Annotated in this window: 19 protein-coding genes; 9 read left to right on the forward strand and 10 right to left on the reverse strand. The window is 54.3% G+C overall.

The features are described from left to right. Positions 1–12 precede the first annotated feature (12 nt). The 5 genes from ftsZ (at position 13) to mutT (ending at position 6,314) form a co-directional block, all read left to right on the forward strand. On the forward strand, positions 13–1,167 hold the full coding sequence (ftsZ, locus tag HA50_RS03545; RefSeq protein ID WP_084872689.1) for a cell division protein FtsZ: 1,155 nt from the start codon (positions 13–15) through the stop codon (positions 1,165–1,167). Between the two features lie 101 nt (positions 1,168–1,268). Then, positions 1,269–2,186 (forward strand): UDP-3-O-acyl-N-acetylglucosamine deacetylase, encoded by a 918-nt coding sequence (gene lpxC / locus HA50_RS03550; protein WP_084872691.1) that lies wholly within the window; start codon positions 1,269–1,271, stop codon positions 2,184–2,186. A 270-nt stretch (positions 2,187–2,456) separates the two neighbouring features. Next, positions 2,457–2,963 (forward strand): secA translation cis-regulator SecM, encoded by a 507-nt coding sequence (secM, locus tag HA50_RS03555; protein WP_208617277.1) that lies wholly within the window; start codon positions 2,457–2,459, stop codon positions 2,961–2,963. Between the two features lie 69 nt (positions 2,964–3,032). Continuing rightward, positions 3,033–5,738 carry a preprotein translocase subunit SecA gene (gene secA, locus HA50_RS03560; RefSeq protein ID WP_084872696.1) on the forward strand — a complete coding sequence of 902 codons (2,706 nt, stop codon included), beginning with the start codon at positions 3,033–3,035 and terminating at the stop codon, positions 5,736–5,738. A 180-nt stretch (positions 5,739–5,918) separates the two neighbouring features. After that, a complete protein-coding gene (gene mutT / locus HA50_RS03565) occupies positions 5,919–6,314 on the forward strand; it encodes an 8-oxo-dGTP diphosphatase MutT (protein ID WP_084872700.1) in 396 nt (131 codons plus the stop codon). Positions 6,315–6,339: 25 nt separating this feature from the next. Here the strand turns inward: mutT and yacG are convergent, their stop codons facing one another. From yacG to coaE, 3 genes are read right to left on the reverse strand one after another with little or no spacing between them, the layout of a single operon-like run. After that, positions 6,340–6,537, reverse strand: a complete 198-nt coding sequence (yacG, locus tag HA50_RS03570; RefSeq protein ID WP_084872703.1) for a DNA gyrase inhibitor YacG — start codon at positions 6,535–6,537, stop codon at positions 6,340–6,342. 8 nt (positions 6,538–6,545) lie between these two features. Continuing rightward, positions 6,546–7,289 (reverse strand): cell division protein ZapD, encoded by a 744-nt coding sequence (gene zapD, locus HA50_RS03575; RefSeq protein WP_084872706.1) that lies wholly within the window; start codon positions 7,287–7,289, stop codon positions 6,546–6,548. A 4-nt stretch (positions 7,290–7,293) separates the two neighbouring features. Further along, positions 7,294–7,902: a dephospho-CoA kinase gene (gene coaE, locus HA50_RS03580; RefSeq protein ID WP_084872709.1), complete on the reverse strand. Its 609-nt coding sequence runs from the start codon at positions 7,900–7,902 to the stop codon at positions 7,294–7,296. 229 nt (positions 7,903–8,131) lie between these two features. Between coaE and HA50_RS03585 the strand changes: the two genes are divergently transcribed. Further along, the gene (locus HA50_RS03585) at positions 8,132–9,172 is read left to right on the forward strand and encodes a GMP reductase (protein WP_084872711.1); all 1,041 of its coding nucleotides are present in this window, start codon (positions 8,132–8,134) and stop codon (positions 9,170–9,172) included. A 33-nt stretch (positions 9,173–9,205) separates the two neighbouring features. On the opposite strand, the gene hofC is transcribed toward HA50_RS03585, so the two are convergent. From hofC to nadC, 4 genes are all read right to left on the reverse strand, one after another. After that, positions 9,206–10,405 (reverse strand): protein transport protein HofC, encoded by a 1,200-nt coding sequence (hofC, locus tag HA50_RS03590; RefSeq protein WP_084872713.1) that lies wholly within the window; start codon positions 10,403–10,405, stop codon positions 9,206–9,208. Beyond that, complete coding sequence (gspE, locus tag HA50_RS03595) at positions 10,398–11,789, reverse strand: type II secretion system protein GspE (RefSeq protein WP_084872715.1); 1,392 nt, start codon at positions 11,787–11,789, stop codon at positions 10,398–10,400. The genes hofC and gspE overlap by 8 nt, the downstream gene beginning before the upstream one ends. Next, positions 11,776–12,231: a prepilin peptidase-dependent pilin gene (ppdD, locus tag HA50_RS03600; RefSeq protein WP_084872717.1), complete on the reverse strand. Its 456-nt coding sequence runs from the start codon at positions 12,229–12,231 to the stop codon at positions 11,776–11,778. The genes gspE and ppdD overlap by 14 nt, the downstream gene beginning before the upstream one ends. Positions 12,232–12,393: 162 nt before the next feature. Further along, a complete protein-coding gene (gene nadC, locus HA50_RS03605) occupies positions 12,394–13,290 on the reverse strand; it encodes a carboxylating nicotinate-nucleotide diphosphorylase (protein ID WP_084872720.1) in 897 nt (298 codons plus the stop codon). A 182-nt stretch (positions 13,291–13,472) separates the two neighbouring features. Here nadC and ampD point away from each other — a divergent pair, with 182 nt between their 5' ends. Both ampD and ampE read left to right on the forward strand, forming a co-directional pair. Next, entirely contained in the window at positions 13,473–14,024 is a 552-nt protein-coding gene (gene ampD, locus HA50_RS03610) for a 1,6-anhydro-N-acetylmuramyl-L-alanine amidase AmpD (protein WP_084872722.1), read from the forward strand. 16 nt (positions 14,025–14,040) lie between these two features. Beyond that, positions 14,041–14,895 carry a beta-lactamase regulator AmpE gene (gene ampE, locus HA50_RS03615; RefSeq protein ID WP_084872725.1) on the forward strand — a complete coding sequence of 285 codons (855 nt, stop codon included), beginning with the start codon at positions 14,041–14,043 and terminating at the stop codon, positions 14,893–14,895. Here the strand turns inward: ampE and HA50_RS03620 are convergent. The 3 genes from HA50_RS03620 to aroP form a co-directional block, all read right to left on the reverse strand. Further along, the gene (locus HA50_RS03620; protein ID WP_084872727.1) at positions 14,877–15,836 is read right to left on the reverse strand and encodes a glycoside hydrolase family 43 protein; all 960 of its coding nucleotides are present in this window, start codon (positions 15,834–15,836) and stop codon (positions 14,877–14,879) included. The genes ampE and HA50_RS03620 overlap by 19 nt on opposite strands. Then, a complete protein-coding gene (locus tag HA50_RS03625) occupies positions 15,833–17,245 on the reverse strand; it encodes a glycoside-pentoside-hexuronide (GPH):cation symporter (protein ID WP_084872730.1) in 1,413 nt (470 codons plus the stop codon). Before HA50_RS03625 ends, HA50_RS03620 begins: the two co-directional genes overlap by 4 nt. 172 nt (positions 17,246–17,417) lie before the next feature. Next, complete coding sequence (aroP, locus tag HA50_RS03630; protein WP_084872732.1) at positions 17,418–18,773, reverse strand: aromatic amino acid transporter AroP; 1,356 nt, start codon at positions 18,771–18,773, stop codon at positions 17,418–17,420. Between the two features lie 505 nt (positions 18,774–19,278). Between aroP and pdhR the strand changes: the two genes are divergently transcribed. Continuing rightward, on the forward strand, positions 19,279–20,043 hold the full coding sequence (gene pdhR / locus HA50_RS03635) for a pyruvate dehydrogenase complex transcriptional repressor PdhR (RefSeq protein ID WP_084872735.1): 765 nt from the start codon (positions 19,279–19,281) through the stop codon (positions 20,041–20,043). Positions 20,044–20,058: the final 15 nt, after the last annotated feature.

The following is a 20,058-nucleotide window of genomic DNA, read 5'->3' on the forward strand; positions in this document are numbered from 1 at the left end:
CGGAGAGAAATCATGTTTGAACCTATGGAATTAACCAATGACGCGGTGATTAAAGTCATCGGCGTCGGCGGTGGCGGTGGCAACGCCGTAGAGCACATGGTACGCGAGCGTATCGAAGGTGTGGAATTCTTCGCTGTGAACACCGACGCTCAGGCGTTGCGTAAAACAGCAGTCGGCCAGACGATCCAGATCGGGACCAATATCACCAAAGGTCTGGGTGCGGGTGCGAACCCGGAAGTCGGTCGTACCTCAGCGGAAGAAGATCGCGAAGCACTGCGTTCTGCGCTGGATGGGGCAGACATGGTGTTTATTGCCGCGGGTATGGGTGGCGGCACCGGTACGGGTGCGGCACCGGTCGTGGCAGAAGTTGCCAAAGATTTGGGTATCCTGACCGTTGCGGTGGTGACCAAGCCATTCAACTTCGAAGGCAAAAAGCGTATGGCTTTTGCCGAGCAGGGTATCGCTGAACTGTCGAAGCATGTCGATTCACTGATCACCATTCCGAACGACAAGCTGCTGAAAGTGCTGGGCCGCGGCATCTCTCTGCTGGATGCATTCGGTGCAGCGAACGACGTGCTGAAAGGCGCGGTGCAGGGTATCGCTGAACTGATTACCCGTCCGGGTCTGATGAACGTTGACTTCGCGGACGTGCGTACCGTGATGTCTGAGATGGGTTACGCCATGATGGGTTCAGGCGTGGCTTGTGGTGAAGACCGTGCCGAAGAAGCGGCAGAAATGGCGATTTCCAGCCCGCTGCTGGAAGATATCGACCTGTCTGGTGCGCGTGGTGTGCTGGTTAACATCACCGCGGGCTTCGATCTGCGTCTCGACGAGTTCGAAACCGTGGGTAACACCATCCGTGCTTTCGCATCGGACAACGCAACCGTGGTAATCGGTACTTCTCTGGATCCAGAGATGAACGACGAACTGCGCGTGACCGTGGTGGCGACCGGTATCGGTATGGACAAACGTCCGGAAATCACCCTGGTGACCAACAAGCAGAGCAGCCAGCCAGTGATGGATCATCGTTACCAGCAGCATGGTATGGCACCGCTGCCGCAGGAGCAAAAACCTGCTGCGAAAGTGGTCAACGATCCCGCAGCGGCATCTGGCAAAGAACCTGACTATCTGGATATTCCGGCGTTTCTGCGTAAGCAAGCCGACTAAGAATAACCCGAGAATTGGGTTTCTCCGCTCTTTGTGCTAAAGTGTTCGCCCGCTGGTAATTTATACTAGCGGTCGGATGGGTAATATTGCGAGATAATGCGATGATCAAACAAAGGACACTAAAACGTATTGTTCAGGCGACTGGCGTCGGTTTACATACCGGCAAAAAAGTCACACTGACCTTACGCCCTGCGTCGGCTAATACCGGGGTCATCTATCGTCGCACTGACTTGAATCCACCGGTTGATTTCCCGGCTGATGCAAAATACGTGCGCGACACCATGCTAAGTACATGTCTGGTGAATGATGAAGGCGTGCGTATTTCGACCGTTGAACACCTGAACGCCGCGTTGGCCGGACTGGGTATCGATAACATTGTTGTTGAAGTCGATGCACCAGAAATCCCGATCATGGACGGCAGTGCTGCACCTTTTATCTATTTGCTGATGGATGCGGGTATCCACGAGCTGAACAGCGCGAAGAAATTTGTGCGTGTTAAGCAAACGGTGCGCGTTGAAGATGGCGACAAGTGGGCTGAGATCAAACCTTACAATGGTTTCTCGCTCGACTTCACCATCGATTTTAAACATCCGGCAATTGATTCCAGCTCGCAGCGCTATCAGCTCAACTTCTCGGCCGAGGCGTTTGTGCGCCAGATCAGCCGTGCGCGTACTTTCGGCTTTATGCGTGAAATCGAATATCTGCAGTCTAAAGGCCTGTGCCTGGGCGGTAGTTTAGATTGTGCGATTGGCCTCGACGACTTCCGCGTACTGAACGAAGAAGGTCTGCGCTTTGAGGATGAGTTCGTTCGTCACAAAATGCTGGACGCTATCGGCGACCTGTTTATGTGTGGTCATAACGTTATTGGCGCGTTTTCCGCCTTTAAGTCAGGCCATGCACTGAACAACAAACTGCTGCAAGCGGTACTGGCGAAACAGGAAGCCTGGGAATGGGCGACCTTCGAAGACGAAGCTGAACTGCCGCTGGCATTCAAAGCACCCAATCTGGTCCTGGCGTAAGTCAGGCACAAAACGGCGGGTTTCCCTGACACTCTCTCCGGTCAGTGGCTCCTGCCGTTTTTTATTGTCTCCTGCCATTTCTGTCTAAAGACAGGCTCATCACTGCCAACACTGGCTAAACGCTGTACAAAAAAGCGCGAAATCTCCCCGCAGCCGTTTAATCACTGGTGTGGAAGCCACACATAAATGCTATTATCAGGCGCTTGTATTGGCAGGGTACGCCGTTAAACACGGTGGATGACTTACTTACTGAAGTTTTGTGGACGGGTTGTGATCGGGATTTTTTCACGCTGGCGACAATTTGGCAGACGCTACTTCTGGCCGCATCTCCTGTTGGGGATGGTTGCAGCCAGCTTTGGCTTGCCCGCCTGTGCCCAGACTGCCGAACCTGCTTCCGCAGATACCCCTGTCAGCAGCCTGTTTACCGGCAATGTTGTTCGTTTTGACCATTTAATTCGCCTGCAGGAAACTGCGCGCCGTCCGAACTTCAATGTCGATTACTGGCATCAACATGCCATTCGTACCGTTATCCGCCATCTTTCCTTCAGCATGACGCCTCCGGCGCAGGCGGAAAACGAGAATGCAGTACCGCTGGCAGCACAAAAGCTGGCGTTGATCGATTCATTACAGGCATTGCTGACCTCGCCAGCGATGCCGCAGATTGCTGCTGAATCGCAGCCTGCCGTTCTGGCCTCAGAACCGCAACTTAATACCCCCGCTTTCTGGTTATCTGCTATTCGCGGCATTCGTGCCGGACCTTCATTGCTCAACTGCTAACTTTTTTCCCGCACACTTTTTAGATTTCGCAGTCCGTGAAGTCACGGCTGAATTGAGAATATATTTATCATGTTAATCAAATTGTTAACTAAAGTTTTTGGTAGCAGCAATGATCGTACTCTGCGTCGCATGCGTAAAGTTGTGGATGTCATCAGCAAAATGGAGCCGGAATTTGAAAAGCTCTCTGATGATGAACTGAAAGCCAAAACCGGTTTATTCCGTGAGCGCCTGGAAAAAGGCGAAGTGCTGGAAAGCCTGATCCCGGAAGCCTTTGCAACGGTACGTGAAGCCAGTAAGCGTGTATTTGGTATGCGTCACTTTGACGTGCAGCTGATTGGCGGCATGGTGCTGAATGAGCGCTGCATTGCCGAGATGCGTACCGGTGAAGGTAAAACCCTGACCGCCACCCTGCCTGCTTACCTCAATGCGCTGAGTGGCAAAGGCGTTCACGTCGTAACAGTCAACGACTACCTTGCACAGCGTGACGCCGAAAATAACCGTCCGCTGTTTGAGTTCCTGGGTCTGACGGTGGGTATCAACCTGCCGGGTATGCCCTCCATCGCCAAGCGCGCCGCTTACGCTGCCGATATCACCTACGGCACCAACAACGAATACGGTTTCGACTACCTGCGCGATAACATGGCGTTCAGCCCGGAAGAGCGTGTACAGCGTAAACTGCACTACGCGCTGGTGGATGAAGTGGACTCCATCCTCATCGATGAAGCGCGTACACCGCTGATCATCTCTGGCCCGGCGGAAGACAGCTCTGACCTGTATATCAAGGTTAATAAAATCATCCCGCACCTGGTTCGTCAGGAAAAAGAAGATTCCGACACCTTCCAGGGTGAGGGTGATTTCTGGGTAGATGAAAAAGGCCGTCAGGCGCATATGACCGAGCGCGGTCTGGTGAAAGTTGAAGAGTTGCTGGTCAGCCAGAGCATTATGGATGAAGGTGAATCACTGTATTCACCGAGCAACATCATGCTGATGCATCACGTGACTGCGGCACTGCGCGCTCACGCGCTGTTCACCCGTGACGTGGATTACATCGTTAAAGATGGTGAAGTGGTCATCGTCGATGAGCACACTGGCCGTACCATGCAGGGGCGTCGCTGGTCTGATGGTTTACATCAGGCGGTTGAAGCGAAAGAAGGCGTGGAAATCCAGAACGAGAACCAGACGCTGGCCTCGATTACCTTCCAGAACTATTTCCGTATCTATGAAAAACTGGCCGGTATGACCGGTACGGCTGATACCGAAGCCTTTGAATTTAGCTCGATTTATAAGCTTGATACCATTGTCGTACCGACCAACCGTCCGATGGTGCGTAAAGATATGGCTGATCTGGTCTACATGACCGAGAAAGAGAAGATCGATGCCATCATCGAAGATATCCGTGCCTGTACTGCCAACGGGCAGCCGGTGCTGGTGGGTACCATCTCCATCGAAAAATCAGAAGTGGTGTCCAACGAGCTGACGCGTGCGGGCATCAAGCACAGCGTGCTGAACGCCAAATTCCACGCCCGTGAAGCGGATATCGTGGCCCAGGCGGGTCAGCCTGGCGCCGTGACCATCGCCACTAACATGGCCGGTCGTGGTACTGACATTATGCTGGGTGGTAACTGGCATGCCGAAGTGGCGGAGCTGGAAGCGCCGACTGAAGCACAGATTGAAGAAATCAAAAACGCCTGGCAGCAGCGCCATGAAGCGGTGCTGGCTGCCGGTGGTCTGCATATTATCGGTACTGAGCGCCATGAATCGCGTCGTATCGATAACCAGCTGCGTGGTCGTGCGGGCCGTCAGGGTGACGCCGGTTCATCACGTTTCTACCTGTCGATGGAAGATGCGCTGATGCGTATTTTCGCCTCGGATCGTGTGTCTAACATGATGCGTAAGCTGGGTATGAAGCCGGGTGAAGCGATTGAGCATCCGTGGGTGACCAAAGCGATTGCCAATGCGCAACGTAAAGTGGAAAGCCGCAACTTCGATATTCGTAAGCAGTTGCTGGAATATGATGACGTGGCGAACGACCAGCGTCGTGCTATTTACAGCCAGCGTAACGAACTGCTGGATGTGTCTGACGTGTCAGAAACCATCAACAGCATCCGTGAAGATGTGTTCAAAGCCACCATCGACACTTATATTCCGCCGCAGTCGCTGGAAGAAATGTGGGATGTGCCGGGACTGGAAGAGCGTCTGCGCACCGATTTCGACCTCAATCTGCCGATTGCTGAATGGCTGGATAAAGAGCCGGATCTGCATGAAGAGACGCTGCGCGAACGTATCATGAAGCACGCAACGGAAAGCTACGCTGCCAAAGAAGAAGTGGTGGGCGTGGAAATGATGCGTAACTTTGAGAAAGGCGTGATGCTGCAAACGCTGGATTCGCTGTGGAAAGAGCATCTGGCGGCGATGGATTATCTGCGTCAGGGTATCCACCTGCGTGGCTATGCGCAGAAAGATCCGAAGCAGGAATACAAACGTGAATCTTTCGCCATGTTTGCTGCCATGCTGGAATCATTGAAATATGAAGTGATCAGCACCCTGAGCAAAGTTCAGGTGCGTATGCCGGAAGAAGTCGAAGCGATGGAGCTGCAGCGTCGTGAAGATGCTGAGCGTCTGGCACAGCAGCAGCAACTCAGCCATGTGGACGATGAAACCGCAGCGGCCGCCGCGCTGGCAGCGCAGGGTGGGGAACGCAAGGTCGGTCGTAACGATCCATGCCCATGTGGTTCGGGTAAAAAATATAAGCAGTGTCACGGCCGCCTGGCCTGATAATAACAAAGGAGCCTGATGGCTCCTTCAGACCGTTGACAAAGCCCAGGTCCTTGTCTGGCACAAACTGTAGCGGCGCGATTTATCGCGCATTTCTGTGCGTGTTGGCAGAAAAAACCGCGCGATAAATCGCGCCGCTACAAAATCAGCGCTTCATTCATCTTTAGCGGAACTCAGTTTATGAAACACCTGCAAGTCGCGGTGGGCATCATTCGCAATGCCAGCCATCAGATCTTCCTTGCTCAGCGCGCGGCAAGCTCTTACATGGCCAATAAATGGGAGTTTCCAGGCGGGAAAATCGAACAAGGTGAAACCGCTGAACAGGCGCTGAAGCGTGAGTTAATGGAAGAGACCGGTATTGACGTGACGGCTGCCAAGGCGATCGGTCAAGCCGATCACAGCTACGAAGATTTGCGTGTGACGCTGCATTTCTTTCTGGTCGAAGGCTGGCAGGGCGAGCCGTGGGGCAAAGAAGGGCAGCCGCAACGCTGGGTTGAGCAGCAAGCGCTGGTTGCCGATGAATTTCCACCCGCTAACCATGCGCTGATTGCGCGTCTGGTCGCAGGCGAAATCTGACATCAGGGGCGCAGGCCCCTGATGGTTATTGCTGCTCTTCACTCCAGTCATCGCTGTCCGTGAGGTCACCGCTACTGGGGATGCGTTTTTCTTCCGCCGCCCACTCGCCTAAGTCAATCAGCTGGCAGCGTTTGCTGCAAAACGGACGCCACGGACTCAACTCATCCCACATCACGTCTTTACCGCAATTGGGACAGGACACAATAATCATTTCTTCCTGCATAACATCCTCTAACAACAGGCCAGTTCAAAATTAAGTCGCGCAGGCACGTCACCACGCTCACTGTCCAGCGGCAGGAAACGAATGGCATAACGGCTCTTGTGGCCGGATACCTGCGGGTAAAGCGCGTCTTCCAGCGTCAGTTGCAGCCGTAACAAATCAGCGCCTTCGGCGTTATCCTGATAAAAACCGTTCAGGCTGGTTTGATTACGGAAAACACCCGACTGACGAATCAGATCGAGGATCATCACCAGGCTATTGCGCAGCGGATTTAGCGACTCGACCCAGGTATTCACCTGCGTGTCGCGTACGGATTGTTCGAGGTGCAACCAAATATGCAAGCCGGGGATATCAAAGCTACAGCAGCCGCCAGGAATGCTCAGACGCTGACGGACCAGCCCAACCAGGCGGTCTTCACGTAATTGCTGGCCCATGCGTGGTGCCTGCATCAACTCAGACGATTGCTGTTTTAACTGCTTGCTAAGGGATTCAACCCGTTGCAGATCCACGCCGGGAACGTCGAGCCAGGCGCGCAATTTCTGCTGCTGCCGCTCCAGTTCTTTCAGCAATTCCGTGCGCATATCGCCACGTTCGAAGATATCCAGCAAATCACCAATAATGCGGAAAACACCCAGCGCCGACACGGAGCTGGTAACGGGAATGGTGTCGTGCAACTGGTTAAGCAAAAACTCAACGCGCAGCCAGGTGCGCATCTTCTCATTCAGGGGATGTTCAAACAGAACGACTGTACTCATGATGTTAATCCTGTCCTGCTGCTGCCAGGCGCAAATAGCGCTGGTGAAGTTCAGCAACACGCGGCAGCGCGTCATCAGGCGTGCCACTATTATCAATGATGTCATCCGCGACGGCCAGGCGCTGCTGTCGGCTGGCCTGCGCGGCAAGAATATTTTTGGCCTGTGCGAGAGAAATCCCATCGCGCTGTTGGGTGCGCTGCAATTGAGTTACCTCATCCACATCCACTACCAGCACGCGATCGGCCTGATGCTGTAAGCTATTTTCCACCAGCAAGGGCACCACCCACAGTACATAAGGTGAGGTCGCAAGTTGCTTTAACTGCTGAGTTCGCGCATTAATCAGCGGATGCAGCAGTTGGTTCAGCCAGTTCTTTTCCTGTGGCTGCTGAAAAATAATCTCGCGCAGACGTGCGCGATAAAGGGTGCCTTCCGCCGTCAGGATGGATTCACCATGGCGTTGGGCAATGGCCTGCAATGCCGGTGTACCTGGCTCAACCACTTCTCTGGCAATGGCGTCGGCGTCAACAATATCGACGCCCAGGGCCGCAAAGGCATTGGCGATGGTAGATTTGCCACTACCAATACCACCCGTTAGCGCAACGGTAAAAGGCATAACGTTATCCCGGAGTTCGCACTGTCATGCCACCACAACCTGCGTATCACTAAAAGCAAGATGAGAGCACGATCACAATCGATTTTCTCAGCTAAATTTAACGGATTGTAGCTTAAATAAAGTGAAATTCGCAGTCTTGTCGCGGAACGAATGGCGCGTATGATAACGACACTGGAGCCGTGAGCGCTACCCGAACTGCGGTTCGATGCCACTAACCAGGACACTTGTTATGCGTATTGAAGAAGATTTAAAACTGGGCTTTAAAGACGTACTCATCCGCCCTAAACGCTCCACCCTGAAAAGCCGTTCCGAAGTCGAGCTGGAACGTACCTATACTTTCAAACATTCTGGTCTGAGCTGGACAGGCGTACCGGTGATTGCCGCCAATATGGATACGGTGGGCACCTTCACCATGGCCGAAGCACTGGCTGCTTTTGGTGTGCTGACCGCCGTTCATAAACATTACAGCGTTGAAGACTGGCAGGCATTTATTCAGCGTGTTCCGGCGTCCGTATTGAGCCACGTGATGGTTTCCTCCGGGACTTCAGAAGCAGATTTCAGCAAATTAACCGCCGTTCTGGCACTTTCCCCGCAACTGAATTTTATCTGCATTGACGTTGCCAATGGCTATTCCGAGCACTTTGTCGCATTTCTGCAACGCGCCCGCGAAAGCTTCCCCGGTAAAACCATCTGCGCAGGTAACGTGGTTACCGGTGAAATGGTTGAAGAATTGATTCTTTCCGGCGCAGATATTGTGAAAGTGGGCATCGGTCCGGGGTCGGTCTGTACTACCCGCGTTAAAACCGGTGTCGGCTATCCGCAGCTTTCGGCGGTGATTGAGTGTGCGGATGCCGCGCATGGCCTTGGGGGGCAGATTGTCAGTGACGGTGGCTGTGCCGTACCGGGTGATATCGCAAAAGCGTTTGGCGGCGGCGCAGATTTTGTCATGCTTGGCGGTATGCTGGCGGCGCATGATGAATGTGAAGGCACCCTCGTGGAGGAACACGGTGAGCAATTTATGCTGTTTTATGGCATGAGTTCTGAGTCGGCCATGAAGCGCCATGTAGGCGGTGTGGCGCAATATCGGGCGGCAGAAGGGAAGACGGTGCGTTTACCGTTGCGCGGCCCGGTTGAAGAAACGATTAAAGATATTCTGGGTGGCTTGCGTTCAGCCTGTACCTATGTGGGTGCGGAAAGACTTAAAGAGCTGACCAAGCGCACCACCTTTATCCGTGTTGCTGAACAGGAAAACCGCGTGTTTACACGCTGATGCCGTGAAGCGGGTGCATGTGATATGCACCCGTTAGCGTATTGCATCTCCCAGCCCAAACACTGGCAAATACATGGCAATCACCAAAGTGCCAACGATGCCACCAATCACCACCATCATCATCGGTTCCAGCGCAGACGCCAGGGATTCTGCACGCGTTAATGTATGTCCCTCGTGCCATTCAGCCAGCCGCGACAGCATCACATCCAGAGCACCAGCCTGTTCACCCACTTTTATCAGCTGGGCGCACAAAGGCGTAAATAACGAATGTTGTTGCAGAGCCTGATGCAGTGGCGCGCCCCCGGCAATATGTTGCTGTAAATCGGTGATGGCTTCCCGCCAGAGCCGTGACGTCAACGTAGCTTCAACCGCCTGTAAACTTTGCAGCAGGGTTAAACCTGCCTGCTGCGTCAATTGCAAAATGGCATAGATTTGACTGAGCTGGCTGCCGCGCCACAGCGGCGCAAGCAACGGCAATCGCAGCAACCAGCGATGTATGCGACGCTGCCAGTCCGCCGACCGTCGATAAATTTGCCGGGCAATCATCGAGAACAATACACAGGTGGCCAGTAAAGGAAGCGCTGCCTGTTGCAGCAGAGCGGACAGGGCCATCACACCGGAGGTGAGCGTGGGCAGTGGTGCATCGAAGCTGGCGTAAACGGCGACAAACTCCGGCAACACAAACAGCAGCATTCCGGCACTCACGGCGATCGCTACCAGTAAAATGAACAGCGGATAACGCAGCGCTTTCACCACTTTTTGCCGCAAATGTTGTTGTCCGGTTTGCTGTTGCGCCAGCTGGCGGCAACATTCATCCAGTTGCCCGGTAAGTTCACCCACCTGCATTAATGCGGGAAACAACGGTGGAAATATTTGCGGCCAGTCGCGCAGTGCCTGAGAAAAGGGGATCCCGGTAATCACCCTTTGTTGCAACCCTTTAAGCAATATCCGCCAGCCGGTATCAGGATGACCTTCAGCAAGCAGTGTCAGGCTTTCCGCAAGTGGCAGACCGGCCCTGAGCAGGGTTGCTAGCTGGCGTATCAAATCGATTTTTTGCTGCCACTTCCAGTCGCGAGCCCGCCAGCATTTGCCCCGTTGCCAGCTCACGGCCAGCATGCCGCGATCGGACAGGTGCTGTAGCAGTGCTTCCTGATGGTTCATTAACGACTCGCCACTTTGCAGCGCTCCCATGCTGTCCAGCGCCTGCCAGCGAAAATGGTAGAGATTAGTCATTGCCTAACCCAATGACGCGCTGCATCTCTTCCAGTGAGGTTTCTCCCCGGCTCACCGCCTCCAGCCCGGCGCTGACTAATGTTTTCATTCCCTGCTGGTTCGCCAGCGACAGCAGATGCTCCAGCGGCATATCGGCGGAAATCGCGTTTTGTAATTTAGCGGTCATCGGCAGCAGTTCGAAAAGTGCCAGCCGTCCGTAATAGCCAGAAAAACAGTGATCGCAGCCGGGGGCTCGCCAGGTTTGCAGGGTGCCTGGCCATAACCCGACAGGTAAATGTGCGATCGCCTGCCCAGGCTGTCGGCAATGTGTGCATAGTCTTCTCACCAGACGCTGTGCCACGATCAGCTGCAACGCCGGGCCGAGCAGATAGCCGGGAATCCCCATTTGCCGTAACCGTGTCAGTGTTTCTGCTGTGGAGTTGGTATGCAGGGTGGAAAGCACCAGATGACCGGTTTGCGCAGCTTTGACGGCAATCCCGGCCGTTTCTGCATCGCGAATTTCGCCCACCATGATGACATCCGGATCCTGACGCAGCAGTGCACGCAGCACCAGATTAAAATCCAGCCCGCTGCGAGGCTGAATTTGTGTCTGGTTGATACCTTCCAGCGGGATCTCCAGCGGATCTTCCACGCTGCATACGTTTTTTTCCGGCACATTGAGTGCGCTCAATCCACTGTAGAGGGTGAAAGTTTTGCCGCTTCCGGTCGGGCCGGTAACCAGAATTAATCCTTGTGGTTTTGCCAGGGCGTTGCTGAACTGGCGCAACTGCGCCACCGGCATGCCGAGTTTATCCAGGGCAATGGCGCTATTTTCACTCTGCATCAGACGTACTACCGCTTTCTCTCCGTGGCTGACGGGCAGAGTTGAAAGGCGAAAGGCCGCGGTTTTACCTTCGATTTCGAGGGTAAACTGCCCATCCTGGGGTAGCCGACGTTCTGCAATATCCAGACCACCCAGAATTTTCAGGCGGGCAAGCACCGCGGCAGGTTGCGCATCGGGCAACTGCGTCAGGTTATGCAGAACGCCATCGATGCGGAGTCGGATACGTAGCGTATGGCGTTGTGGCTCGAAATGGACATCGGATGCCCGTCGCAGTATGGCTTGTTGCAGGATGTGCTCGACGGCGTTGATTGCCGATTCAGCTGAAACCTGCTCGCGGGGCTGCTTCTCAGTGCTTCCCGGCTCGTGCAACAGCTGCTCAATCCGCGCGGCAGGCCAGCACTCCACTTCAACTTTGCACTGGCTGGCAAACTGCAGCGCTTCCAGCAGGGCAGGTTCGGGTGTGCCCGCGACGGCCACACGCAACAGCGTGGTGTCATGATGCAGAATGATTGCGTGGTGGCGCTTGCACAGCGCCTTGAGCATAGCATCACACTTCTCCATTGCGGCCACCTTTGTCGGCAAAACGGAACTGTTCGAGGCAGTTTTCGCGCAGGCTGTTGTTATCGCTGGTGCAGCTGCGTTGCCAGTCAAGCGTGCCATCGGTGCTATTCCAGACGGGTTGCATTTCCACTGTTAAACCCGCAAGGCTTTCCTGGCCAGTCAGGCTGATGACGCCATTAGTCACGGCAAGTGTCGCAACATAGCGCGAACCTTTGGCCGCAGGAATACCGCGATCGCCCGCCTGGCACTGGGCTGGCCCGCCGCGTTCAATCGCGCAGAGCTCGACCGCCGTTTTGTAGGGCACCATGGTCTGCAACATATCCGTCAGTGCGGCGCGCTGCAGGTAGTTTTGATAAGCCGGTACGCCGATTGCGCTGAGGATGGCGACGATGCCAATCACAATCATTAATTCGATAAGGGTAAAACCGCGTTGTCGTTCCATAAACTGGCTCCTTGTTGTCGAGCCGCTACGGTAGAAAAGGGTTGAGCTAAGCGGAAGAGGGCAGAATGGCACGGCTGGAAGCCGTGCGCAGAATAGATTCAGGTTTGCAACGGAACGAACAGCAAACTGGAAGCGGTCACACAAATCGGCCGCGAATCACGATCAGGCGTCGCGGAAGCGCATCGACAGATCAAGGGCGCGGATGTGCTTAGTTAATGCCCCTACCGAGACATAATCCACACCCGTCTGAGCAATTTGCGGCAGTGTGCTTTCTGTGACGTTACCGGAGACTTCCAGCAACGCCTGCTTTTGCGTCAGCGTCACGGCCTCACGCATCATCTCCAGGCTGAAGTTGTCGAGCATGATGATATCCGCGCCCGCATTCAGCGCATCCTGCAATTCAGTCAGGGTTTCCACTTCGACTTCCACTGGCACATCAGGCTGTAACCACAGGGCTTTTTCCACTGCCTGGCGCACCGAACCGCTGGCAATGATGTGATTCTCTTTAATCAAAAAAGCATCAGACAGGCCAAGACGATGATTGCTGCCTCCACCACATAGCACGGCATATTTCAGCGCGGTACGCAGTCCCGGCAGGGTTTTGCGGGTATCCAGTAGCTGGGTGTTACTGCCTGCCAGCAATGTCACATAGTGGCTGACTGCCGTCGCCACGCCGGAGAGGGTTTGCACAAAATTCAGTGCGGTGCGTTCTGCCGTTAATAACAGGCGCGCCGGGCCACGGAGTTCGAATAACAGTTGGTCAGCCACGACAGCCTGTCCATCTTCAACGTGCCAGGTAATAGTGACTTTATTGCCTAACTGGATGAACACTTCTCCCACCCAGCGTTTACCACAGAAAACACCGGCCTCCCGGGTAATGATCTGTGCTTCAGCCTGTTTCTCAGCGGGCAGTAAGAGTGCAGTGATGTCACGATCGGCATCCACTTCGCCGCCTAAGTCTTCCTGAAGCGCGCGTGCAACGGCTTCGGGGATGTCATGCTCAATGCGTTTGATCAATTCGTGACGGCGATGATCGGGATCGTAACGACGTGATGCCATACTCTTCCTGCTCCAGATGACGAGATAGTGAGCGCACACCTTAGCCCGATTTTACCGGCATTGCCAGTTCAGGGCGGTAAAATGTTTAGTATCCTTAACTCTGGCAGGCTTTCGCATTAACGCGCAAGCAGCCGTGGAGAATCATGTTATTCTCAGCCAGACTTAAATGCAGGAAAAATGGCATGAAACTGGAAGATGGCTGGATTAACAGCGCGCGTAAAGTGCCGTCACCGCACTTTAACCAGCGACCGGAAAATGAAACGCCTTCCGTACTGATTATTCACAATATCAGCTTGCCGCCCGGTGAATTTGGCGGCCCGTGGATTGATCGGCTGTTTACGGGCACCTTGCCCGCCGATGCGCATCCTTATTTTGCTGATATTGCCCATTTGCGTGTCGCCGCACATTGCCTGATTCGCCGTGATGGCGAGCTGGTGCAATATGTTTCATTTGATGAGCGCGCCTGGCATGCGGGGATTTCTCAGTTTGAGGGCCGGGAAAACTGTAACGATTTCTCGATGGGTATTGAGCTGGAAGGCACCGATACTCAGCCTTATACCGACGCGCAATATGCCACGTTGCAGGCGGTAACGGCGTTATTAATGCAACACTATCCACTGACCGCGGAACGCATTACCGGCCACAGCAATATTGCGCCGGAACGTAAAACCGATCCGGGTCCGGCATTTGACTGGGAACGCTATAAACACGCCTTAAAGCGGGAGAATCCCTGAAACAGCAGGAGCAGTTATGACGTTGTTTAGCTTGTTATTAGTTTTAGGTTGGGAACGGTTGTTTAAACTGGGGGAACACTGGCAGCTCGATCATCGGCTGGAGCCGTTGTTTCGTGGTCGCCAGCGTTTTTCTTTATTCCGCACCTTGATGATGACGGTTGTGGCGATGCTGATTGTCTGGCTGCTGGTCTGGAGCCTGAAAGGCCTGCTGTTTGGTGTGGCACAGCTATTATTCTGGATTGTGGTGGGTTTGCTGTGTATCGGTGCGGGTTCGGTACGTTTGCATTATCACGCCTATCTGAAAGCGGCGAGCCATGATGATAAGGCGGCTCATCAGGCGATGGCGGCAGAGCTGACGTTAATTCATGGTGTGCCCGTAGAATGCACTGAACGCGACTTTCTGCGCGAGCTACAGAACGCCCTTATCTGGATAAATTTCCGCTTCTATCTGGCCCCGTTGTTCTGGTTTGTGGTGGGAGGCCCCTGGGGGCCGGTGTTGCTGGTGGGATATGCGTTTCTGCGCGCCTGGCAAAGCTGGCTGGCAAAACACCATTCAACGCTGGAGCGTGCGCAGTCTGGCGTTGATCGCGTGCTGCATCTGCTGGATTGGATCCCGGTGCGTCTTGCCGGTGTCGCCTATGCTTTGCTCGGACACGGTGAGCGCGCATTGCCAGCCTGGTTCGCTTCATTAACCGACTGGCATCGCTCGCAATATCAGGTGCTGACCAGCCTGGCGCAATTCTCCCTCGCGCGTGATCCACATGTTGATAAAGTGGAAACGCCGCGCGTGGCGGTTGCGCTGGCGAAACGTATTTCCCTGGTGCTGGTGGTGGTGGTGGCGTTACTGACCATCTACGGCACGCTGGTGTGATCGGCTGGCGGCACGCCAAAATCAGGTGTGCCGTCCTCGCGCCAGTCAAAGTACTTCAGTCGCGTATGGCGGTTAGGATCCCACAGGGGATCACCCTCAATTTCCGTGTAATTGCGTGCATGATAGACCAGCACATCCCGCCCCTGTTCATCGACGGTAAAACTGTTGTGACCCGGCCCATATTGATGATTATCCCAGCTGCTACTGAACACCGGACGCGCTGATTTTCGCCACGCACCAGGCTGGAGTGGATCGGCATTGGCATCAATGCTCAGGATCCCCAGACAATAATTCTCATCGGTGGCGCTGGCTGAGTAGGTGACAAACAGCGTCTTACCGTGGCGAATCACCGCCGGTCCTTCATTGACGCTAAATCCGGCACACTCCCATTCATATTCCGGGCGAGTCAGCATTTGTGGTGTGCCTTTCAGCGTCCAGGGGTTGAGTAATTCAGCAAGATACAGGTTCGAATTGCCAGGAATCGCCGGGTCTTTCTGCGCCCACAGATACCAGTTTTTCCCCTGATGGACGAAATGCGTGGCATCGAGAGAGAAACTATCCAGCGGCGTGTGGACGCGCCGGACGGGCTGCCAGTGGCCGGTCAATGGGTCGGCATCACTGCACACCAGCGCATACATCCGGTGCTGGAATAACCCATCTTTAATTTCACGATTGGGCGCAGCCGCGAAATAGATCACCCACTGCCCATTGATATGATGCAGCTCCGGCGCCCAGATCAGCGCGCTAAACGGACCCGTATCGGGTTTGTGCCACACCACCACCGGCTCTGCCTCAGGCAGTGCCGCCAGCGTAGCGGCATAACGTATTTCCAGCCGGTCATATTCGGGTACCGAAGCGACAAAGTAATAACCCTTGTCGTGGTGGAGAATAAAAGGATCGGCGCGCTGAGTGATAAACGGATTAGGCCATGGATTGCTCATTTAATTTCTCCGGGTTCGATAGCGGCGGTAGCGGCCGGGCGTGAGGCATGCAGATCACGGAAATTAGCGCGGCGCAGAGCGAGATCGTCCTGAATGGTACGCATCAGTTTGCGATCGACTTTCAGCAGACGGACGACCCCGGCGGTAATCAGGTAGCCAACGCCAGGTATCACGGTAAACAGCAGCATGATGCCATTCAGTGCGCTGGGGGCTTGTTGTTTGGCCCCGGCATCATAGCCATAAATGGAGAGTAAAAAGCCTACCATCGCGCCAGCCACCGCCAGCCCGACTTTGAGGAAAAACAGATTGCCGGAAAAGCTCATGCCAGTGATGCGCTTACCGGTTTTCCATTCGCCGTAATCATCGACATCCGCCATCAGCGACCAGTGCAGCGGGGAGGGGATTTGATGCAGGATATTCAGCAGGAAATAAGCAATAACCACTGCCAGGGTGGCATGCGGATCGATCCAGTAAAAACCGCTGGAGAACAGCGCCAGCGCGATGTTGGTCCAGAAGAATACTTTTAATTTGCACCAGCGATCGGTGAGGAGTTTTGCCAGCGTACTGCCCAGCATCATGCCGATCACACCGAGGCTGATAAACAGGGTGGCAAAATGGGTCGACTGGCCCATCACCCAGGTCACGTAATACATGGTGGCGGCCATGCGGATAAAGCCAGGGCAGACGTTGCAGAAGGTTAGCAGCAGAATGCGTACCCACTGGTCATTTTTCCAGACATCGCGCAGGTCGTTTTTCAGATCGTCGTTGCTGGGCACCGCCGGGCGAATACGCTCACGCACGGTGGCAAAGCAGAACAGAAACATCGCCAGACCAATCAGTGCCAGTACGCTCATCGCCATTTGATAGCCGCGTGCTTTGTTATCACCACCAAACCACTCGGCCATCGGCAGCAGCGACAGCGACAGGATCAGCGTGGCGACACCCACCATGACAAAACGATACGACTGGCAGGAGACGCGCTCGCCAGGATCATTGGTGATGACCCCGCCCAGTGAGCAGTAGGGGATGTTGATGGCGGTGTAGGTCAGCGACATCAGGAAATAGGTGATAAATGCCCAGATCACCTTGTTGTCATAGCTCCAGTCTGGCGTAGTGAACATCAGAACGCTGAACAGGACATAGGGAACGGACACCCACAGCAACCACGGGCGAAAACGTCCCCAGCGGCTCTGCGTGCGGTCGGCAATGGCACCCATAATCGGGTCCGTCACCGCATCCAGCACCCGCACCGAAAGCAATAAGGTGCCGACCAGTGCCGGTGCCAGGCCAAAAACATCGGTATAGAAATAGTTGAGGAACAACATGATGGCACCGCCGATCATGTTGCATCCGGCATCGCCCATGCCGTATCCCAGTTTTTCCCGGAACGAGAGTGCTGCTCCTTTCATTGTTCATCTCCAGTAATAACAGATGCAAAAATTATTAACGGAAAATCAGCAATCTGGCGGGGACCAATTGGTCACGATGATGGACAAAACACCTGGGCAGGAAAAAGTGTGAGGAAGATCTAAAGAAGAGAAACTTCTGCCCGGACATGAATGCCGGGCAGAAGGAACAGCTTTACGCCTGTTGGGCTTTGTTTTTGATCGCGTAACCCACGGCCAGCACTACCAGCCAGACCGGAATCAGCCAGACTGAAATCGCCATGCCAGGCGTCATCAGCATGATCACCAGAATCGCCGCAAGGAACAGCAGACAAATCCAGTTACCCAGTGGATAAAGGATGGCAGGGAAGCGCGTGGTGACACCCTGCTGGTCTTTCTTCTTACGGAATTTCAGGTGTGCCAGGCTGATCATCGCCCAGTTAATCACCAGCGCGGAGACCACTAAAGACATCAGCAGGCCGAAAGCTTCGCCCGGCATCAGATAGTTGATCAATACACAGAGCGCCGTGGCGACGGCAGACACCAGAATGGTCGCCACCGGTACGCCACGTTTGTCGACGTTCAGCAGCGCTTTCGGCGCATTGCCCTGTTGTGCCAGACCGAACAACATACGGCTGTTGCAGTAGACGCAGCTGTTGTACACCGACAATGCCGCAGTCAGGATCACCACGTTCAGCGCATTAGCGACCAACGAATCTCCCAGCTCATGGAAGATCAGCACGAACGGGCTGGTGTCTGCGGTGACGCGGGTCCACGGCAGCAGTGACAGCAGAACCGCCAGTGAGCCGATATAGAAAATCAGAATACGCCACAGCACCTGGTTGGTGGCTTTGGGAATGCTCTGCTCCGGGTTGTCGGCTTCTGCGGCGGTGATACCCACCAGCTCCAGGCCACCGAACGAGAACATGATGATCGCCATCATCATCACCAGCCCGCCGAAACCATTTGGCAGGAAGCCGCCCTGGTTCCACAGGTTGCTGACGGTCGCCTGCGGGCCGCCGTTGCCGCTGAACAGCAGCCAGCCGCCAAACAGAATCATGCCGATAACCGCGACCACTTTGATAATGGCAAACCAGAACTCCATCTCACCAAACACTTTCACGTTGGTCAGGTTGATGGCGTTGATCAGCACAAAGAAGATGGCGGCAGTCGCCCAGGTGGGGAAGTCCGGCCACCAGAACTGGACATATTTACCGACGGCAGTCAGCTCGGCCATGGCAACCAGCACATACAGTACCCAGTAGTTCCAGCCTGAAGCAAAACCGGCGAAGTTGCCCCAGTATTTGTAAGCAAAATGACTGAAGCTACCGGCAACCGGCTCTTCCACTACCATTTCGCCTAATTGACGCATAATCAGAAAGGCAATAAATCCTGCAATGGCATAACCGAGAATAACCGCCGGACCGGCGGATTTAATCACCGATGCGCTGCCCAGAAACAGACCGGTACCCACTGCGCCGCCCAGCGCAATGAGCTGAATATGGCGATTTTTCAAGCCGCGGTGCAGCGTGTCGCCATGTTGTTGTTCCATACGAACCTCGTGATGTTGTTATTTTACGCCCAATGTAAGGCTGTTTTTACATAACGTACTCATTTATTTACGGTATCTGGCGTGCTGTGTGCATACGTAAGCTACCCTGGCGACCAGAATAGTGATAAGCGCGCCGCTTTGCACCTGCTTTTGCTTTTTGTGCTGAGGGATGACGGAAAAAGCAGCAGCATCCACTGCTGGCCTGCCGCGCTATTTCTGACATGAATTGGTAATAAACACGAATAGCTTTCCCTTATGGTTGCGGAGAACGAGAAGCGCTAAATCTGTGTAAGGTTTGGTAAAAGCGGATTCTGTTAACAATTCTCCCTGAGGCTCTATTTCTGTCTTTATCAACGCCATTTAGCGCATTTAACCAATGATAATCCCCTGAAGTGTGACGGCTGCCATATAGACACAAGGTGAATACTTTGTTACTTTACCGGCACCCATTGGCAATTGGTATTACCAATTTACTCCGGACGCCTGGCATAACTAAGAAGGGAAGATGGCATACAGTAAGATTCGCCAACCAAAGCTCTCCGATGCAATTGAGCAACAGCTGGAATCCCTCATTATGGAAGGGACGCTGCGGCCGGGAGAGAAGCTGCTTCCCGAGCGCGAACTCGCCAAACAATTCGATGTGTCACGTCCTTCTCTTCGTGAAGCGATCCAGCGCCTGGAGGCGAAAGGATTGCTGTTACGCCGTCAGGGTGGCGGCACCTTCGTCCAAAAACATCTCTGGCAAAGCCTGAGCGACCCACTTATCGGCTTGCTTGCTCAACACCCTGAATCTCAGTTTGACCTGCTGGAAACCCGCCATGCGCTGGAAGGCATTGCTGCCTATTATGCGGCACTGCGTGGCACGGATGAGGACTTGCAGCGCATTCGCGACTGCCATGTTCAGATCCAGCAGGCACAGGACAGCGGCGATCTCGATGCCGAAGCGGACGCCGTGATGCAGTATCAGATCGCTGTCACAGAAGCGGCCCATAATGTGGTGCTTTTACATTTGCTGCGTTCCATGGGCCCTATGCTGGAACAAAACGTCCGTCAGAATTTTGAATTGCTCTACGCTCGCCGGGAAATGCTGGCGAAAGTGAGCGGTCACCGCGCCAGTATCTTTGAGGCGATTGTGGCTCGTGAGCCAGAACAAGCACGCGAGGCATCACACCGTCACCTGGCGTTCATTGAGGAAATCTTGCTGGACAGAAGTCGGGAGCAGAGTCGTCGTGAACGCTCCCTGCGTCGTTTACAGCAACGTAAGGAATAACGCGCGGCAACGAAC

Origin of the sequence: Pantoea cypripedii (genome assembly GCF_002095535.1) — a bacterium.
GTDB lineage: Bacteria > Pseudomonadota > Gammaproteobacteria > Enterobacterales > Enterobacteriaceae > Pantoea > Pantoea cypripedii.

Bases quoted from the DNA above. Each gene is read 5' to 3' on its own strand.
- hofC (WP_084872713.1), bottom strand. From the start codon at position 10,405: ATGACTAATCTCTACCATTTTCGCTGGCAGGCGCTGGACAGCATGGGA.
- yacG (WP_084872703.1), bottom strand. From the start codon at position 6,537: ATGCAGGAAGAAATGATTATTGTGTCCTGTCCCAATTGCGGTAAAGAC.
- nadC (WP_084872720.1), bottom strand. From the start codon at position 13,290: ATGGCATCACGTCGTTACGATCCCGATCATCGCCGTCACGAATTGATC.
- lpxC (WP_084872691.1), top strand. From the start codon at position 1,269: ATGATCAAACAAAGGACACTAAAACGTATTGTTCAGGCGACTGGCGTC.
- ampD (WP_084872722.1), top strand. From the start codon at position 13,473: ATGAAACTGGAAGATGGCTGGATTAACAGCGCGCGTAAAGTGCCGTCA.
- ppdD (WP_084872717.1), bottom strand. From the start codon at position 12,231: ATGGAACGACAACGCGGTTTTACCCTTATCGAATTAATGATTGTGATT.
- ampE (WP_084872725.1), top strand. From the start codon at position 14,041: ATGACGTTGTTTAGCTTGTTATTAGTTTTAGGTTGGGAACGGTTGTTT.
- mutT (WP_084872700.1), top strand. From the start codon at position 5,919: ATGAAACACCTGCAAGTCGCGGTGGGCATCATTCGCAATGCCAGCCAT.
- zapD (WP_084872706.1), bottom strand. From the start codon at position 7,289: ATGAGTACAGTCGTTCTGTTTGAACATCCCCTGAATGAGAAGATGCGC.
- aroP (WP_084872732.1), bottom strand. From the start codon at position 18,773: ATGGAACAACAACATGGCGACACGCTGCACCGCGGCTTGAAAAATCGC.
- coaE (WP_084872709.1), bottom strand. From the start codon at position 7,902: ATGCCTTTTACCGTTGCGCTAACGGGTGGTATTGGTAGTGGCAAATCT.
- gspE (WP_084872715.1), bottom strand. From the start codon at position 11,789: ATGGAGAAGTGTGATGCTATGCTCAAGGCGCTGTGCAAGCGCCACCAC.
- secA (WP_084872696.1), top strand. From the start codon at position 3,033: ATGTTAATCAAATTGTTAACTAAAGTTTTTGGTAGCAGCAATGATCGT.
- HA50_RS03585 (WP_084872711.1), top strand. From the start codon at position 8,132: ATGCGTATTGAAGAAGATTTAAAACTGGGCTTTAAAGACGTACTCATC.
- ftsZ (WP_084872689.1), top strand. From the start codon at position 13: ATGTTTGAACCTATGGAATTAACCAATGACGCGGTGATTAAAGTCATC.
- pdhR (WP_084872735.1), top strand. From the start codon at position 19,279: ATGGCATACAGTAAGATTCGCCAACCAAAGCTCTCCGATGCAATTGAG.
- HA50_RS03625 (WP_084872730.1), bottom strand. From the start codon at position 17,245: ATGAAAGGAGCAGCACTCTCGTTCCGGGAAAAACTGGGATACGGCATG.
- HA50_RS03620 (WP_084872727.1), bottom strand. From the start codon at position 15,836: ATGAGCAATCCATGGCCTAATCCGTTTATCACTCAGCGCGCCGATCCT.